This is a genomic window from Mesorhizobium sp. LSJC280B00, from assembly GCF_000502835.1.
Classification (GTDB): domain Bacteria; phylum Pseudomonadota; class Alphaproteobacteria; order Rhizobiales; family Rhizobiaceae; genus Mesorhizobium.
This window is the reverse complement of sequence record NZ_AYVL01000025.1, coordinates 106318-124007: the sequence shown is the minus strand read 5'-3', so window position 1 is coordinate 124007 and position 17690 is coordinate 106318. Positions and strand designations below refer to the sequence as shown.

The following is a 17690-nucleotide window of genomic DNA, read 5'->3' as shown; positions in this document are numbered from 1 at the left end:
ATAATCTTGTCCCAACAGGCCGGAGCAGGAATGCCGAAACTCGGAATGGAGCCGTTGCGCCGCAGGGCGCTCATAGACGCAACGATCTCGGCGATCGGCGAGCGCGGTTCGCTTGATGTGACGATGTCGGAAATCGCCGGGCGCGCCGGCGTGTCCTCGGCGCTTGCCCACCATTATTTCGGCGTCAAGGACGAATTGCTGTTGGCGACGATGCGGCACATCCTGAGCGAGCTCACCGCCGATACGCGCCGCGCACTTCGCGCGGCCGGCACGGCGCGCCAGCGCGTCTCGGCTGTCGTCGCGGTCAATTTCTCCGAAATCCAGTTCCAGCCCGAAACGATCGCCGCCTGGCTCGCCTTCTATGTCGAGGCGCAGAAATCGGCAGCACTTCGACGGCTGCTCAAAGTCTATGCGCGGCGGCTGCATTCCAATCTGCTCAGCGGGCTGACCGGCATCCTGCCGAGAAGCGAGGCCGACCGGGTCGCCGAAGCGACCGCGGCGCTGATCGACGGGCTCTATATCAGGCGCGCGCTGAAGGACGGTGTTCCCGATGCCGCGACCGCGATTGCACTGGTCGAGGACTATCTCGAAACGAAGCTCAGCGGACGGCAGAAGCAGTGACATCCAAGCGACCCAACATCCTGATCGTCATGGTCGATCAGCTCAACGGAACGCTGTTTCCGGATGGGCCGGCGGACTTCCTGCACGCGCCGCAGCTGAAGGCGCTCGCCGCGCGTTCGGCGCGTTTTTGCAACAATTACACGGCCTCGCCGCTCTGCGCACCGGGCCGCGCCGCATTCATGAGCGGCCAGTTGCCGTCACGCATCGGGGTCTATGACAACGCCGCCGAATTCGCGTCTTCGATCCCGACCTTTGCCCATCATCTGCGCGCCGCAGGTTATCACACCTGCCTCTCCGGCAAGATGCATTTCGTCGGGCCGGACCAGTTGCACGGTTTCGAGGAGCGGCTGACCACCGACATCTATCCGGCCGATTTCGGCTGGACACCCGACTATTGCAAACCCGGCGAGCGCATCGACTGGTGGTATCACAATCTCGGCTCGGTGAGCGGCGCAGGTACTGCCGAGATCACCAACCAGCTGGAATATGACGACGAGGTCGCCTTCCATGCGGTGCAGAAGCTCTATGATTTTGCCCGCGTCTCCGACGATGCCGCACATCGGCCCTGGTGCTTGACGGTTTCCTTCACCCATCCGCACGATCCTTACGTCGCACGGCGGCAATACTGGGACCTCTACCGGGATTGCCCGGCGCTCGAGCCTGAGGTCGGCTTCATTCCTTACGACAGGCAGGACCCGCATTCGCAGCGGCTCTACCGCGCCAGCGACTATGACAGGTTCGACATCACCACTGAGCAGATACGCCGCGCACGGCGCGGCTATTTCGCCAACATCTCCTATCTCGACGACAAGCTCGGCGAATTGACGTCGGTGCTCGAGCACACACACATGCTCGACGACACGATCATCCTGTTCTGCTCGGACCATGGCGACATGCTGGGCGAGCGCGGCCTGTGGTTCAAGATGTGCTTTTTCGAAGGTTCGGCGCGGGTGCCGCTGATGATCGCCGGCAAGGGCATCGCCGCCGGCCTGATCGACACGCCGGTCTCCAATCTCGACGTGACGCCGACGCTTTGCGACCTCGCCGGCATCGACATCAGCGCGATTGCGCCGTGGACCGACGGCCAGTCGCTGCTGCCGTTGCTGAACGGAAAGAAACGCTCCGCGCCGGTGCTGATGGAATATGCCGCCGAAGGCTCCAACGCGCCGATGGTGGCGATGCGCGAGGGCCGCTACAAATTCATCCATTGCGAGATCGATCCGCCGCAACTGTTTGATCTTGAATCGGATTCGCAGGAATTGACCAATCTCGCCGCCGATCCGGCCAATGCGGCATTGGTGGCCGCTTTCACCGACAAGGTGCGGGCGCGCTGGGACATGGCGGCCTTCGACGCGGCGGTGCGTGCCAGCCAGGCACGCCGTTGGGTGGTCTACCCGGCGCTGCGCAACGGCACCCATTATCCCTGGGAATTCCAGCCGCTGCAGAAGGCATCGGAGCGCTACATGCGCAACCACATGAACCTCGACCTGCTCGAAGAGCAGAAGCGCTTTCCGCGAGGCGAATGATGGCAGATAGTCTCGTCCCCTCGCTCGACCATCTCAGGCAGGCCTATGCCGTCACCTCCAAGGCGACGCAGGTCACGCCGCTGCTGGAATCGGCGGCACTCGCGCGCGAGACCGGCGCCGCCCGCGTCTTCGTCAAGGCCGAATCGCTGCAATGGGCAGGATCGTTCAAGGTGCGCGGCGCCTACTGGCGGCTGAAGAAGCTCTCGCCTGACGAAGCCAAAAAGGGCGTCGTCGCCTACTCCTCCGGCAATTTTGCGCAGGGGCTAGCGGCGGCTGGCCAAGCGCTTGGCATTCCCGTCACCATCATCATGCCGATCGACGCGCCGGCCGCCAAGCGCGACGCCACATTGGGTTACGGCGCGCGCGTGGTGCTGACTGACCATGGCGAGCGCGCGCGTGAGGAAGTCGCCGCCGCCAAGGCGCGCGAGATCGCTGCGAGCGAAGGCCTGGCGCTGCTGCACCCGTTCGACGATCCGGAGATCGTCACCGGCCAGGCCGGTGCCGGGCTGGAGGCACTCGACCAGATCGCCGCCAGGCAAGCGGAGGCCGATCTCTTGTTCTGCTCGGTCGGCGGCGGCGGCCTGATCGGCGGTGTTTCACTGGCCTTTCACTACCTGTCGCCAGCCACGAAGATCATCGGCGTCGAGCCGGAAGGTTTTGACGGCATGGGCTCGTCGCTGGCGCATGGCGCCATCGAAACCATGCCGATCGGGCCGAAATCGATCTGCGACGGGCTGATGTCGCGGCGGCCCGGCGACGCGCCGTTCGCAGCGGTCAAGGCCGCCGGCGTTCGCGGCGTCACCGTCGACGATACTTCGGTGCGGCGCGCCATGCGCCTCGCCTTCGAGCGGCTGAAGCTGGTGCTCGAGCCATCCGGCGCTGCTTCGCTGGCGGCGTTGCTCGGCGGCAAGGTCGACGTCACCGGCAAGACCGTTCTCGTAATGGCAACCGGCGGCAACGTCTCGCTGGCCGATTTCATTGCGCATATGAACCACGGGCGCGCATGACCCATGCTTGAAGCGGATTTCGTCATCATCGGCTCCGGCTCGGCCGGTTCGGCCATGGCCTACCGGCTGTCGGAGGACGGCAAGCATTCGGTGATCGTCATCGAATATGGCGGCAGCGATATCGGGCCGCTGATCCAGATGCCGTCGGCGCTGTCGATCCCGCTCAATATGAGCCTCTATGACTGGGGCTTTGCCAGCGAGCCGGAGCCGCATCTCGGCGGCCGCGTACTGGCGACGCCGCGCGGCAAAGTCATCGGCGGCTCGTCGTCGATCAACGGCATGGTCTATGTGCGCGGCCATGCCCGCGACTTCGACCATTGGGCCGAACAGGGCGCGACCGGCTGGGGCTTTGCCGATGTGCTCCCGTACTTCAAGCGCATGGAGGACAGCAATGGCGGCGAGAATGGCTGGCGCGGCCATGGCGGGCCGCTGACTGTGCAGCGCGGCTCGAGGACGAACCCACTCTACGGCGCCTTCGTCGAGGCAGGCCGTCAGGCCGGTTTCGAGCTGACCGACGACTATAATGGCGCGAAGCAGGAAGGCTTTGGGCCGATGGAGCAGACCATTCGCGGCGGCCGTCGCTGGTCCGCGGCGAGCGCCTATCTGAGGCCGGCGCTGAGGCGGAAAAATGTCAGCTTGGTCAAAGGTTTCGCCCGGCGGGTGATCATCGAGAATCAACGCGCCACCGGCGTCGAGATCGAAGCGCGCAAACGGATTCAGGTGATCAGAGCGCGGCGCGAGGTGATCGTTGCCGCGTCCTCGATCAACTCACCCAAGATCCTGATGCTGTCCGGCATCGGCCCCGGCCAGCACCTTAGCGAGAACGGCATTCCGGTGATTGTCGACCGGCCCGGCGTCGGTCGCAATCTGCAGGACCATATGGAACTCTACATCCAGCAGGAATCGACGAAGCCGATCACGCTGAACTCGGTGCTGAACCCGTTCTCGAAGGCGCTGATCGGGGCACAATGGCTGTTCTTCAAGTCCGGCCTCGGCGCCACCAATCATTTCGAGGCGGCCGCCTTCGTACGCTCGCGCGCCGGCGTCGACTATCCCGATATCCAGTATCACTTCATCCCGGCCGCGGTCCGCTATGACGGCAAGGCGGCGGCCAAGGCGCATGGTTTCCAGGCTCATGTCGGGCCGATGCGGTCGAAGTCGCGCGGTTCGGTCACGCTGCGCTCGCCCGATCCCAAATCGAAGCCGGTGATCCGCTTCAACTACATGTCGCATCCGGACGACTGGACGGAGTTCCGCCACTGCATCCGGCTGACCCGCGAGATCTTCGGGCAAGCGGCCTTCGATCCGTACCGAGGCAAGGAACTGTCGCCGGGCTCGCATGTACAATCGGATGAAGAGCTCGACGCCTTCATTCGCGACCACGCCGAAAGCGCCTACCACCCTTGCGGCACCTGCAAGTTGGGCCGTGCCGATGATGCGATGAGCGTCGTCGATCCGGAATGCCGCGTCATTGGCGTCGAAGGGCTTCGGGTCGCCGATTCCTCGATCTTTCCACGCGTCACCAACGGCAATCTCAACGCGCCGTCGATCATGACCGGCGAGAAGGCCGCCGACCACATTCTCGGGCGTACGCCGCTGCCACCGTCCAACCAGGAACCATGGATCAATCCGCGCTGGCAGGTGTCGGACAGATAGGCCATGATCCGGCGGACGCATATTCCGCATGCCGCGACAAGACGATTTGGAGAACAGTCATGCGCGCCCAGCCAACGGCATCGCATTATGTCAACGGCCGCTATATCGACGACGAGCGCGGCGCAGCGCTGCCGGTTATCTATCCGGCAACCGGCGAGACCGTCGCCATGCTGCGCTCGGCGACGCCGAACGTGCTGGAACTCGCGATCGAGGCCGCGCGTGCGGCACAGCCGGCCTGGGCTCGGCTGAAGCCGGTCGAGCGCGGCCGCATCCTGCGCCGTGCCGCCGACATTTTGCGCGCGCGCAATGCCGATCTGGCGCGCATCGAGACGCTGGATACCGGTAAGCCGATCCAGGAGACGCTGGTTGCGGACGCCCCGTCGGCGGCCGACTGCCTCGAATATTTCGGCGGCGCCGTCGCCGCCTTTAATGGCGAGGCCGTCGATCTCGGCGGACCCTTTGCCTATACCAGGCGCGAGGCGCTCGGCGTTTGCGTCGGCATCGGCGCCTGGAACTATCCGATCCAGATCGCCGGCTGGAAATCCGCTCCGGCGCTCGCCATGGGCAATGCGATGGTGTTCAAGCCGTCGGAGAACACGCCGCTTTCAGCGCTGGCGCTCGCCGAAATCTACACCGAGGCCGGGCTGCCCGACGGGCTGTTCAACGTCGTGCAGGGTTTTGGCGATGTCGGCGCCGGCCTTGTCGGCCATGATGTCGTCGCCAAGGTCTCGGTGACCGGCTCGGTGCCAACCGGCCGCAAAGTGCTGTCGCTCGCCGGCTCGAAGATGAAGCACGCGACGATGGAGCTCGGCGGCAAGTCGCCGCTGATCGTCTTCGAAGACGCCAACCTCGAAAACGCCATCGGCGGCGCGATGCTCGGCAATTTCTATTCGACCGGCCAGATCTGCTCCAACGGCACGCGGGTCTTCGTGCAGAGTAGCATCCATGACCGTTTCGTCGAGAGGCTGACCGAACGGACGAAGAAAATCCGCATCGGCGATCCGCTCGATCCGGACACGCAGATGGGGCCGCTGGTCTCGAAGGCGCAGCACGACAAGGTGGTCTCTTACATCGAGGCCGGCAAGCAGGATGGCGCGGTGCTCGCCTGCGGCGGCAACGTGCCTTCGCTGCAGGGTTTTCAGGGCGGCTTCTTCGTCGAGCCGACGGTGTTCACCGGTGTCGTCGACACGATGCGCATCGCCCGCGAGGAGATTTTCGGGCCGGTCATGAGCGTGCTGAAATTCGACAGCGAGGACGAGGTGATCGATCGCGCCAACGATACCGAATTCGGCCTCGCCGCCGGCGTGTTCACGCGCGACCTGGCGCGCGCCCATCGTGTCATTGCCGAACTGCAGGCCGGCATCTGCTGGATCAACGCCTACAATCTGACGCCGGTCGAAATCCCGTTCGGCGGCTTCAAGCAGTCCGGCATCGGCCGCGAGAATTCGCTCGCGGCACTGGCGCTTTATTCGCAGCTGAAGTCGGTCTACGTCGAGACGGGTGATGTCGCCAGCCCGTACTGATCCTTGGGCGCCGTGCCGTCCAGATACTGCGTCAGCGCGCATACGAGATGATAGAAGATGCTGGCCGGCACCTCGCTCGCCAAGGAGCGGCCGCGCTCGTCGATGCGGTCGATCCACAGGCCGAGCGGTGCCGGATTGATGTGCCAGCGGAACAGCCGGCCGACACGCGCCTCGATTTCCGGCTTCAGGTCGGGACCGCCCGAACCGTCCAGCGCGATCGCCGCCTTGATCGCTTCGGCCTGCGGCCAGCTGCGCGAGACGCGGTCGAGCGGCAGTCCTTGCCGCGAGACGGCGCCGTAGGCGAGGCCCGTGGCGCGGTTCAGGCCATTGGCAATCGCCGACGCGTAAAGCTTCCGGGCAAGGCCGGTCAAGCCGCTCTGGCCGCTGCGGCCGGCGAAGTCGACCAGCAGCGAGGCCCATTCGAAATGATGGCCGGGTTCGGTCCACGTGCCCTTCCCGCCAGGGGCCGGCCGCCATTCATGGTCGAAATACTCACCCAGCGTCCAGCTTTCCGGGTCGAAGAAATGGCTGCGAAATAGATCGACGATGCGCGCGGCGCGACGAAGATAGGCGCGCTCGCCGGTCGCCTGATGCCAGGCCAGGAATGCCTCGAGCAGATGCATGTGCGGGTTGGAGCGGCGCTCGCCCTCGCCGCTCGAGGTCTCGCGGAAGCCGGTCAGGCGTTCGTCCTCGAGATGCGCGTCGATGAACGCAAAGGTCTCCTGGCCAAGCCGCAACGCATCGGGATTGCCGCACATATGGGCATGCGCCAGCGCCAGGAGCACGCAGGAATGGTCATAGGCATCCTCGGCGGCGTCGGCGACGGTGCCGTCGACGTTGAGCGTGCGTACCCAGCCGCCATTGTCGGTACGTCCGTGCCTGGCCATGAATTCGAGGCCGTGGCTGATCAGCCGATCGGCCGGGCCGTTCCAGCCGCGCGCCTTGGCGACGGCGAAGGCGTAGATCTGCCTGGCCTGCGTGCGCATGCGCTTGGGCTTCATCAGCGGGGCGGCATCGAAGCCGAGCGCCTCGTGGAACCCGCCGTGGCGCTCATCGACGCCGACAGTCGACCACAACGGCACCGTCTCCTCGAACAGCCAATGGTGCACGCGGCGCTGCCAGGCGCCGCTTTCGATGACGCGGTCGTCGGCGGGCGTGAACCTGGTCTCAAGGCGGCCGCTTTTTTCGAGCTGCTCGACGATCTTCTTGACGTTCTGGCTGTGGCTGACCGGGGCGACGAAAGTGGCGTCGGCGGTCGACACGATGGCGACGTCCTTCAGGCCTATGGCCGACAGCAGGCGGCCGTCGCTGCGGATATAGGAGTTCTCGCAATCGATGGCGACGACATCGCCGACGATGACATTGCCCTGCGTGTCGGAGGGGCCGACGTCGAGCAGCGATTGCCAGGAGCCGAGATCATTCCAGCGAAAGCCGGCCGGCACCATGGCGATGCCGCTGGCGCGCTCCATGATCGCATAGTCGATCGATGTCGATGGGATGGCGGCATAGAGCTCCAGAGGCATGTAGAGGCCGGAAAGATCCGATGTCGCAGCCTGGTAGGCAGCCTCTGTGGCGCTCCAGATGTCGGGCTGGAAGGCCATGAACGCGTCGCGCATGGCACTGGCGCGAAACAGGAAGATGCCGGTGTTCCAGTAGAAATTGCCGGCCTCGAGATAGCTCTGCGCCGTGGCGAGATCGGGTTTTTCGACGAAACGCGAGACATCGCAGATGCCATCACGCTCGCCGGCCACCTCGATGTAGCCGTAACCGGTCTCGGGTTGGGCGGGCTTGATGCCGAACACCACCAGCCTGCCTTGGCGCGCCGCCGCCGTGCCGGCCTCGATGCTCCGCCAGAATTGCTGTGGCGTCGCGATCTCATGATCGGACGGCACCACCAGCACCAGGCTGTCGCCGAATTCCGACAGCGTGCGCAGGCTTGCCAAGGCGACGGCCGCGGCGGTGTTGCGTCCGGTCGGCTCGAACAGCGGGCCGCCGCCGGAAAGCTCGTGACCGGCAATGTCGGCATGAACGCGGTCGGCATGCCTTTCCGAGGCAATCAGGAAAACCGGCGTTTCGCCTTCCGGCCGCGCGGTCAGCCGCCGCAGCGTCTTGGCCAGCATTGAGCCGTCGCCCGAGAAATCATGGAACTGCTTGGGATTGTCCTCGCGCGACAACGGCCACAGCCGCGAGCCGACGCCGCCGCTCATCACAAAACTGACGATCCGTTCGGTCATGAAAACAAGCCTCGTGCTCAAAAGGTCTGATTGTAGGCGCCGACTTCGGGGCTGCGGCGCAGCACCGCATCGACGGCTTCGAACATCTGCCGGCGCCGCTCGGACGATACCGGGCTCTCCACCACCACCACAAGCTCAGGCTTGTTCGATGATGCCCGCACCAACCCCCATGTACCATCCTCCGCCACGACCCTGACGCCGTTGACGGTGATCAGTTCGGCGATCTTCTGGCCGGCGAAGACCGTGCCCTCGTCCTTCATCTTGCGAAAGTCGCCTACGACGCGCTCGACGACGCCGTATTTGAGCTCATCGGCGCAATGTGGCGACATGGTCGGCGTGCCGAAGGTCAGCGGCAGATCGCGATAGAGGTCGGCCATGCTGCTTTGCGGGCTGCGGTCCAGCATCTGGCAGATGGCGATTGCCGTGACCAGGCCATCGTCATAACCGCGGCCAATCGGCGGATTGAAGAAGAAGTGGCCCGATTTCTCAAAACCGGCGACAGCGCCGAGTTCGGCGACGCGCCGTTTGATATAGGAATGACCGGTTTTCCAATAGTCGGTGACCGCGCCATTTTCCCGCAACACCTTGTCAGTCATGAACAATCCGGTCGACTTGACGTCGACGACGAAAGTCGAGCCGGGATAGAGGTGCGAAATGTCGCGCGCCAGCATGACGCCGACCTTGTCGGCGAAAATCTCGTTGCCTTCATTGTCCACCACGCCGCAGCGATCGCCGTCGCCGTCGAAGCCTAGCCCGACATCGGCGCCCGTTTCCAGCACCTTGTCGCGAATGGCGTGCAGCATCTGCATGTCTTCGGGGTTGGGATTGTAATTGGGAAACGTATGATCGAGCTCGACGTCGAGCGGGATCACCTCGCAGCCGATCCTTTCCAGTGCTTCGGGAGCGAAAGCCCCGGCGGTGCCGTTGCCGCAGGCGGCCACCACCTTGAGCTTCCTCGAGATACGCTTTCCCGCTGTCAGATCGTCAAGGTAGGTTTTGCGGAAGTCCGCAACGAAGTCATAGGAGCCGCCACCGACAAGATCGAAATCGCCGGACAGCACGATCCCCTTCAACGCACTCATCTCCTCCGGACCAAAAGTCAGCGGGCGCGCCGCGCCCATCTTGACGCCGGTCCAGCCATTCTCGTTGTGCGAGGCAGTGACCATGGCAACGGACGGCGTGTCGAGCGCGAACTGGGCGAAATAAGCCATCGGCGACAGGGCCAGCCCGACATCCTTGACCCGTGCGCCGGCCGCCATCAGCCCGGAAACCAGCGCCAGCTTTATGGCAAGCGAATAGGAGCGGAAATCGTGACCGGTGACGATGTCGGGTCCGGCACCCAGACGGCGGATCAGCGTGCCGAGCCCCATGCCGAGCGCCTGGACGCCGATCAGATTGAGTTCCGGCGTTTCGTTCGAGCCGGGATGGCCGAACCACCAGCGCGCATCATATTCGCGAAACCCGGACGGCTTGATCAACGCAGAGGTTTCAAACTCAAAAGTGTTTGGTCTGACATCGCTAACGATCTTCATCGACAAAGCTGCAAACTCCAGGTGGCTGAATCAGGTGCTTCGAGGCAAGTGGACGGTTACCCAGAAGCCCTTTAAGCCGTGTTTGTGCGACAGGAAACTGAAACCTGTATGACGTGGCGGCGAAAGCGAAAGAAATGCGACAGAAGCGCTGCCATTGGCGCTTGCAGTAACCAAATGCGGCGGCTATAAGCCCGCGGTCTGGTCACGGAGTGTAGCGCAGCCTGGTAGCGCACATCGTTCGGGACGATGGGGTCGCAGGTTCAAATCCTGCCACTCCGACCAGAAAAAATATGTCCATCCCGGTTCAGAGCCCGTAGGCGCTCTTTCCAAATTGCCCCTATACATTCGGACAAGAAGGCAGGTCTGGCCGAGGAGAGGCTAAGCGGTGCCCGCAGGGGCATCGGATCGCGGCTAATGCCGACGCGAGCGGATGTTCGTCACCGACAAAAAGCGACTTTCCGAGGCACCCGAAACCTCCCCCGCTTCGGAATGCCAAGTCGTCCGGTGGAGGCCGGCGTGAGATTTACACCTCAGTTGTAACCGCAACATGGGATAGCCCGGGGCCACCATTTTGACGCGGCTGTCAGCTACCCTCCGGGAACTCACCGAAACCCATCGTCCGGCGCGAAAGCCAAGCCGGTGCGATTCCTCCGCCGCATTTCGCAAGTCTTTGTATCTCGCGGCGCTATCGCCCATTTTGCTTGTTGCAGAGCCGGTCTTGTTGCCTCTTCTAATGATCCCCGTCCGCATGATGAACAAGTTCGCAGCGAAAAGAGGAACCATCGTGAAGACCCATCATCATGCCCGCACGGCAGCGGTGTCTAGCGGCGCAGGTATGCTGCGCCCTCAACTCGGGCCTGCCACCGCCGACAAATATCAGCAGCCGATCTCCAAGACCGATGCGCGCCGCCTGACTGTCGGTGACATCCTCGCCGCCTATTCCGAAGCGCGCCAGGCCAAGATTGCCGGTCGAAAGGAATTTCTCGCCAGGATGCGTTTTCTGAACGAATTCTTCGGCACCGAGCCGGTCGCCAGCATCAATGGAGATCGCTGCCGCGCCTATGTCGAGCACCGTTCGCGCGAGCGCAATCGGGTAGAGCGTGAGCGAATCGCCAAGCTCAACGCCGCGGCGATGGAGACCCGCCGTGCGTTACTTCCGGCGTGGCGAGACAAGGACTTTACATCAGGCCCGCGTCGCGATCTTGAGGACCTCCGCTCGGCGATCAACTTTTGGGCCAAGGAATACGGTCTCGATCCGAAGCCGTCCGTCACCTTGCCAGACAAACCAGCAGCGCGCGAGCGCTGGCTGACGCGCGAGGAAGCAGCGGGACTGCTGCGCGCGGCATTGCGGCTGCGCCGGAAGCACGGTCAGTACGCTCATCTCTGCCGCTTTATCATTGTGGGGCTCTACACTGGCTGCCGACATCGTTCAATCCCGCAACTCAATTGGGATGGCGAGGCCGCAGGAGCTTGGCCGGACCTAGGCCGCGGCGTGCTCTATTGCAAAGATCAGCACGCGAAAAAAAGCAAGAAATGGCTTCCGCCGGCGCGACTGCCGTCACGGCTGATCGCCCATATGCGCCGCTGGAAGCGTATCGATTGCGACTGCGGGCCGGTCGTCCATGACAGCCTAGGCGAACCGACAAAGCGCATCGAGAAGGCGTTCCGCACCTGCCGCGTGGAAGCCGGGCTCGGCGACGATGTCACCCCGAATGTGCTTCGCTATACCCGCACCATGTGGCCTGTGCTGTGCGACGTCGACATGTGGCGGATCGCCAGCAAGGCTATGCGCTCAGGCGAAATCGCGTCACGTCGATGGCCGCGGCCATCAGTGTCTGTGTGTAGGTTGCCTGCGGATTGCTGAAGATCGCCTCGGCCGGTCCCTCCTCGACGATCTTGCCCTGCTTCATGACGATGATGTGGTCGGCCATGGCGCGCACGACGGCGAGATCGTGGCTGATGAACAGATAGGACAGCTCGTGGTCGGCCTGCAGCTTGCGTAGCAATTCGACGATCTGCTTCTGCACGGAGCGGTCCAGCGCCGAGGTCGGCTCGTCCAGCACCACCACTTTAGGCTTGAGTATCATGGCGCGCGCAATGGCGATGCGCTGCCGCTGACCGCCGGAGAATTCATGCGGATAGCGGTTGCGCGTGTTCGGGTCGAGCCCGACTTCGAGCAAGGCATCGACCGCGCGGAGATCGCGCTGCCTGCCCGACAGATTGGGCTCATGGACCAGAAGCCCCTCGGTGATGATCTGGCCGACGGTCATGCGTGGCGACAGCGAGCCGAACGGATCCTGGAAAACCAGCTGCAATTCGCGCCGCAGCGGCCGCATCGCCTGGCGGTCGGCGTGGGAAATGTCGCGGTCACCAAGCCGGATGATACCGTCGCTGGGCAGGAGCCGCAGCAAGGCGCGGCCGAGCGTCGATTTTCCCGAGCCGGATTCGCCGACGATGCCGATCGTCTGGTTGCGCTTCAGCCGTATCGAAATGTGATCGACGGCGCGCAGCAGCAGCGGCTCGCCGCCAAGAAATCCGCCGCCGATCTTGAAGGTCACCTCGACGTTTCTGCCTTCAAGCAGGACAGGGGCATTCGGAGGCGGCGGCGCCTTGGTGCCGGTCGGTTCGGCGGCAAGTAGCATCTTGGTGTAGCCGTGCTGCGGGTTGGCGAAGATCGCTTCCGCCTCGCCCTCCTCGACCACCTCGCCATAGCGCATCACATAGACCCGATCGGCAAAGCGCCGGACGATGCCGAGATCGTGGGTGATGAAGACGATCGCCATGCCGAGCTTGCGCTGCAATTCGGCGAGCAGCATGAGGATCTGCGCCTGGATGGTGACGTCGAGCGCGGTCGTCGGCTCGTCGGCGATCAGTATGTCGGGGTCGTTGGCCAGCGCCATGGCGATCATGACGCGCTGGCGCTGACCGCCCGACAACTCGTGCGGATAGGATTTCATCCGCCGCTCCGGATCGGGAATATGGACCAGCCGCAGCAGCTTGAGCGCCTCCTCGCGCGCCGCGGCGGCGCCAAGTCCGCGATGCTTGCGGATCGGCTCGATCAGCTGGTTGCCGATCGAATAGAGCGGGTCGAGCGAAGTCATCGGCTCCTGGAAGATCATGCTGATCTTGCGGCCGCGGATCTTGTTGAGCTCGGGCTTGCTCAAGGTCAAAAGATTGCGGCCGCGATAATCGACGGTGCCGGTGGCTTCGCCGTTCGAGGCGAGCAGGCTCATCGCCGCCATCATCGTCTGGCTCTTGCCGGAACCGGATTCGCCGACGACGGCGACGGTTTCGCCTGATTTGACGTGGATATTGATGCCCTTCACCGCCTCCACCACACCGTCGAGGGTGCGGAAGCGGACGCGAAGGTCCTTGACGCTGAGGATGGTTTCGGAAGCAGCCATCTCAACGATCCTTCGGGTCGAGCGCGTCGCGCAGCCCATCGCCGACGAAATTCAGCGCGAACAGCGTGGAGACGAGAAAGAAGGCCGGGAACAGAAGCAGCCAGTTGGCCGAGCCGATGTTCTGGGCGCCGACCGAGATCAGCACGCCCCAGCTGGTCATCGGTTCCTGGACGCCGAGCCCGAGGAACGACAAAAAACTCTCCAGGATGATGACCTGCGGAACGAGCAGCGTCATGTAGATCACCACCGGCCCGAGCAAATTGGGGATCACATGGCGCAGCAGAATGCCGCGCTGGCCGACGCCCATCGCCTCCGCCGCCTGGACATATTCCTGCCGGCGGATCGACAGCGCTTGTCCGCGCACGATGCGCGCCATGTCGAGCCACAGCACCGCGCCGACCGCCAGGAACATCAGCACGAAGTTCCTGCCGAAGAACACCACCAGCATGATGACGAAGAAGATGAACGGCAAAGAATAAAGCACGTCGACGACACGCATCATCACCTCGTCGACCCTGCCGCCGGCAAGGCCGGCGGTGGCGCCGTAGAGCACGCCGATGACCACGGCCACAATGCCGGCAAGCAGGCCGATGGCCAGCGATATGCGCCCGGCCATCAGCGTTCTGGACAGGAGATCGCGGCCGGTATTGTCGGTGCCGAACAGGAAATATTGCAGCTTGATCGAGGCACTCATCACCATTTCGAGACCGTCCGGCGATTTGCTCTCGATCTTTGTGTCATCAAACGTATCGGAACGATCAAGGTAGCGAATGTTGCGGTCGTCGATCGGCTTGGAGGATTTGACGGTAACGAACACACGGCTGCCCTCCTGCCGCCACTCCTTGATGTCGACGCGCATGCGCCTGATCGCCTCATCGAGAGCGCCTTCGATCATGTCGGCCTTCGGATAGGCGGAGAAGCTCGGCGGCGTGCGGACATAGTCGGCATAGATTGTGGTGTATTGATGCGGCACGAACCAGGGCCCAAACACGCTGATGACTGCAATGAAAGCAAGATAATAGAGGCTGAACATGGCCGCGCGATTGGCCTTGAGGCGCGCCCAGGCGTCACCCCACAGGGACCGGCCGACGACCGGTGCGGCAACTGCGATATCAGTCATAGCGCACCCTCGGGTCAACGACCCCATAGAGGACGTCGACGATCAGGTTGAAGACAATGGTGAAGAGCGCGATGACCACCACCGTCCCCATCACCAGAGTGTAGTCGCGGTTGAGTGCGGCAACGACAAAATGGCGACCGATGCCCGGGATAGAGAAGATGGTCTCGACGATGACCGAGCCGGTGAGAAGGGCCGCAGCTGCCGGACCGGTGAAGGAGACGATCGGCAGGATGGCGCCGCGCAGCGCATGCTTGACGACGACCGACCAGTCCGACAGACCAAGTGCGCGTGCGGTGCGGATGTGATGCGAGTGCAGCGATTCGATCATCGAGCCGCGCATCAATCGGGCGACGATGGCGATCTGCGGAAGGGCGAGCGTCAGCACCGGGCCGACCTTATTGATGAGGGCTCCATCGCCCCAGCCGCCGATCGGCAGCAGCCTCCAGGTCAATCCGAATGCAAGCTGGATTACCGGGGCGATGACGAAGGTTGGAATGGTGCTGCCGGCGGTCGCCAGCGCGATCACCGAATAGTCGGCAAGCTTGTTCTGGTTGAGCGCGGCAACACTGCCGAGCACGCTGCCGAGGAGCAGCGCCAGAATGAGCGCCGAAGCGCCGAGCTGGATTGAGATCGGCAGGCCCTCCTTGAACAACTCGCCGACGGTGAAATCCGGCATATTGTAGCTGGGGCCGAAATTGCCGCGCAGAAGATTGCCGAGATAGTGGACGTACTGCAACCAGAGCGGATCGTTGAGGCCGAACTGAGCTTCGAGATTGGCCCTGATCTCGGGGCTCAGGCCCCGCTCCTGGTTGAACGGGCCGCCCGGCGCGACGCGTATCAGGAAGAACGCCATGGTCACGATGACGAACAGCGTCGGAATGGCGGTCAGAAGCCGCCGGAATACGTAACGCAGCATCGGTGCCCCGCTTGATCCAGAACAACGCGCGTCCAGCTGGACGATTGCGCTCTAGCCTTCAAATCTTCGCATCGGCTTTCCGGAAATCGATCCGATTCACGGAGGTCCGATGCGACGGCAAGCCACCGCGCATTCGATGCGCGGTGGCCCGGCCAGGGATCAGTCCTTGCTGATGAAGCGGGACGGATGGATGTCCATCACATTGTCGTCGAAGCCATGCAACTTCGAGGAAACGATATCGTGGTAGCTGTAGTAGAGAAGCGGGATCTCGCCGACGTCATCGATGAGGATGCGCTCGGCCTCGGCGAGTTCCTTCATGCGTTCTGCAGGGTTGCCGCCGGCGGCCGCCGCCTTGTCCATCGCCGCCTCGTATTTTGGGCTGTTGTAGACCGAATAGTTGTTGCCGCTGGCTTTGCGGGAGATGCCGAGGAAGGTTTCGGGATCCTTGTAGTCGGCGATCCAGGCGGCGCGCGCCACGTCATAGTCTCCCTTCTGCTCGAGGAAGGAGTAGTGGGTCTTGGTGTCGGTATTGAGGAGTGTGATCTCGACGCCAAGCGGCTTCNCCCTTCTGCTCGAGGAAGGAGTAGTGGGTCTTGGTGTCGGTATTGAGGAGTGTGATCTCGACGCCAAGCGGCTTCAGCTGTTCCTGGATCGCGACTGCCGTGTTCTTGTGGTTCTCCGAAGTGTTGTAGCGGATCTGCATTTTCAGCGGATGCTCGGGTGTATAGCCGAGTTTCTCGAGGATCTTCTTGGCAGCGTCCTCGCGGTCGATCTGCGGCATGTCGGCGTATTTGGCCATTGCCGGCGTATAGCCCTCGATGCCGGGAGGCACCATGGAATAGCCGGGCAGCATCGAATTCTGCCAGACTTTCTCCGCCAGGAAGTCGCGATCGATCGCCATCGAGATGGCGTTGCGCAGCTCGACATTATCCCACGGCGCCTTATCGGTCTTGATCGCATAATAGTAGATGCCGAGATATGGCCCGACACGGACCTGGTCGCCGAATTTGGTCTTGAGATCGGCGAGTTGTTCGGTCGGCAGGTCGCCGTAACTGTCGAGTTCGCCCGCCTCGAAACGCTTCATCGCCGACGAGCGATCCTCGGTCGGGATGTAGTTGACGACGTCGAACTTGACGCTCGCGGCGTCCCAGAATTTCGGATTCTTGACCAGCTTCAGATGGTCGTTGGGAATCCACTCCGCCGCTGTAAAGGCCCCGTTGGAGACCAGCTTGCCTGCCTTGATCCAGTCGGCGCCAAGCTTTTCGATCGACGCCTTGTTAACAGGATAGGTCGCCTGATGGGTCAGCATCTCCAGGAAGTAAGGCGTTGGCGCCTTGAGCGTGACTTCGAGAGTATTTGCGTCAATCGCCTTGACGCCCATATCCTCCGGCTTGCCCTTCTTGGTGTTGACTTCCTCGGCACCCTTCACTGGATAGAGCATGGAAGCGTATTCCGCAGCGGTAGCCGGATCTTCCAGCCGACGGAACGAATAAACGAAGTCGTCCGCCGTCACCGGGCTGCCATCCGACCAGAGGCCGTCCTTGCGCAGCTTGAAGGTGTAGACCTTGCCGTCGTCGGACACCGTCCAGCTTTCGGCGGCGCCCGGAATGAGATTCGTCTTCTGGTCATGCATGACGAGGCCCTGGAACAGGTCGCGTATGATATCGGCTTCGTAGACCGTCGAGGTTTTGTGCGGATCGAGCGTCTCCGCTTCGGCGGCGGCTCCGCGGTTGTAGACGGTCTCGGCGAAAGCCGGCGTGTAGAACGTACCGGCGGCCAAGACCATGGTCGTGGCGAGTACCGTCGCCTTCAGCACATGTTTCAGCATGGAGTTCTCCCTAATGACGTCGCCCTTCGGCCACGTCTCTAAGTGTTGACGCTCCGAAACCGATTGGTTGGTTCCTTTCGAGCGCGCAGCCGGTTCCCTTTCCGGCAGCTGGTGGCCAAACAGTAACGTGGAGATTTTTTATTTCAACAGACTCTCGGGGTCACCCAAAGTAAGGGGGCCGGGGCAGTCGTTTTGCGGGCGGCCAATCAATGGTCGAAACCATGAGTTTGACTGGGTTTCCTGGCCAGAACGCCGATCTGGGAAATAATCTGGCCGATCATTTCAGTTTTACCGGAATGTATTAATTGGTTCTTAGGCAACCA

The 17690-nt window shown here is 62.9% G+C and carries 11 protein-coding genes, 1 tRNA gene and 1 pseudogene; 7 read left to right on the top strand and 6 right to left on the bottom strand.

Translation table 11 applies throughout. The features are described from left to right. Positions 1-30 precede the first annotated feature (30 nt). Genes betI through betB form a run of 5 tightly spaced genes read left to right on the top strand, consistent with a single transcriptional unit; the run spans position 31 to position 6333 of the window. On the top strand, positions 31-621 hold the full coding sequence (gene betI / locus X773_RS66600) for a transcriptional regulator BetI (RefSeq protein ID WP_023679323.1): 591 nt from the start codon (positions 31-33) through the stop codon (positions 619-621). After that, positions 618-2147 (top strand): choline-sulfatase, encoded by a 1530-nt coding sequence (gene betC / locus X773_RS66595; protein WP_023679322.1) that lies wholly within the window; start codon positions 618-620, stop codon positions 2145-2147. The genes betI and betC overlap by 4 nt, the downstream gene beginning before the upstream one ends. Further along, a complete protein-coding gene (locus tag X773_RS66590) occupies positions 2144-3154 on the top strand; it encodes a threonine/serine dehydratase (RefSeq protein ID WP_036239208.1) in 1011 nt (336 codons plus the stop codon). Before betC ends, X773_RS66590 begins: the two co-directional genes overlap by 4 nt. Before the next feature lie 3 nt (positions 3155-3157). Continuing rightward, a complete protein-coding gene (gene betA / locus X773_RS66585; protein ID WP_023679320.1) occupies positions 3158-4810 on the top strand; it encodes a choline dehydrogenase in 1653 nt (550 codons plus the stop codon). A gap of 59 nt (positions 4811-4869) precedes the next feature. Continuing rightward, positions 4870-6333, top strand: a complete 1464-nt coding sequence (gene betB / locus X773_RS66580) for a betaine-aldehyde dehydrogenase (RefSeq protein ID WP_023679319.1) — start codon at positions 4870-4872, stop codon at positions 6331-6333. Here the strand turns inward: betB and X773_RS66575 are convergent. Then, positions 6297-8567 carry an AGE family epimerase/isomerase gene (locus X773_RS66575; protein ID WP_023679318.1) on the bottom strand — a complete coding sequence of 757 codons (2271 nt, stop codon included), beginning with the start codon at positions 8565-8567 and terminating at the stop codon, positions 6297-6299. The genes betB and X773_RS66575 overlap by 37 nt on opposite strands. A 17-nt stretch (positions 8568-8584) precedes the next feature. Beyond that, positions 8585-10105 carry a phosphomannomutase/phosphoglucomutase gene (locus X773_RS66570; RefSeq protein WP_023679317.1) on the bottom strand — a complete coding sequence of 507 codons (1521 nt, stop codon included), beginning with the start codon at positions 10103-10105 and terminating at the stop codon, positions 8585-8587. 199 nt (positions 10106-10304) lie between these two features. On the opposite strand from X773_RS66570, the gene X773_RS66565 reads away from it, so the two are divergent. Then, positions 10305-10381 (top strand) — tRNA-Pro (locus X773_RS66565). 502 nt (positions 10382-10883) lie between these two features. Then, positions 10884-11963 carry a hypothetical protein gene (locus tag X773_RS73850; protein WP_156937430.1) on the top strand — a complete coding sequence of 360 codons (1080 nt, stop codon included), beginning with the start codon at positions 10884-10886 and terminating at the stop codon, positions 11961-11963. Here X773_RS73850 and X773_RS66560 read toward each other — a convergent pair. From X773_RS66560 to X773_RS66545, 4 genes and pseudogenes are all read right to left on the bottom strand, one after another. Beyond that, a complete protein-coding gene (locus tag X773_RS66560) occupies positions 11884-13503 on the bottom strand; it encodes an ABC transporter ATP-binding protein (RefSeq protein ID WP_023679315.1) in 1620 nt (539 codons plus the stop codon). The two genes, X773_RS73850 and X773_RS66560, sit on opposite strands and share 80 nt — an antisense overlap. Position 13504: 1 nt before the next feature. Then, complete coding sequence (locus tag X773_RS66555; protein WP_023679314.1) at positions 13505-14623, bottom strand: ABC transporter permease subunit; 1119 nt, start codon at positions 14621-14623, stop codon at positions 13505-13507. Next, entirely contained in the window at positions 14616-15539 is a 924-nt protein-coding gene (locus X773_RS66550) for an ABC transporter permease subunit (protein ID WP_023679313.1), read from the bottom strand. The genes X773_RS66555 and X773_RS66550 overlap by 8 nt, the downstream gene beginning before the upstream one ends. A 159-nt stretch (positions 15540-15698) precedes the next feature. Beyond that, a pseudogene (locus X773_RS66545) lies at positions 15699-17367 on the bottom strand (peptide ABC transporter substrate-binding protein). Between the last annotated feature and the right edge of the window lie 323 nt (positions 17368-17690).

Coding starts and splice junctions, on each gene's coding strand:
- betI (WP_023679323.1), top strand. CDS start 31: ATGCCGAAACTCGGAATGGAGCCGTTGCGCCGCAGGGCGCTCATAGAC.
- X773_RS66590 (WP_036239208.1), top strand. CDS start 2,144: ATGATGGCAGATAGTCTCGTCCCCTCGCTCGACCATCTCAGGCAGGCC.
- betA (WP_023679320.1), top strand. CDS start 3,158: ATGCTTGAAGCGGATTTCGTCATCATCGGCTCCGGCTCGGCCGGTTCG.
- betB (WP_023679319.1), top strand. CDS start 4,870: ATGCGCGCCCAGCCAACGGCATCGCATTATGTCAACGGCCGCTATATC.
- X773_RS66575 (WP_023679318.1), bottom strand. CDS start 8,567: ATGACCGAACGGATCGTCAGTTTTGTGATGAGCGGCGGCGTCGGCTCG.
- X773_RS66560 (WP_023679315.1), bottom strand. CDS start 13,503: ATGGCTGCTTCCGAAACCATCCTCAGCGTCAAGGACCTTCGCGTCCGC.
- X773_RS66555 (WP_023679314.1), bottom strand. CDS start 14,623: ATGACTGATATCGCAGTTGCCGCACCGGTCGTCGGCCGGTCCCTGTGG.
- X773_RS66550 (WP_023679313.1), bottom strand. CDS start 15,539: ATGCTGCGTTACGTATTCCGGCGGCTTCTGACCGCCATTCCGACGCTG.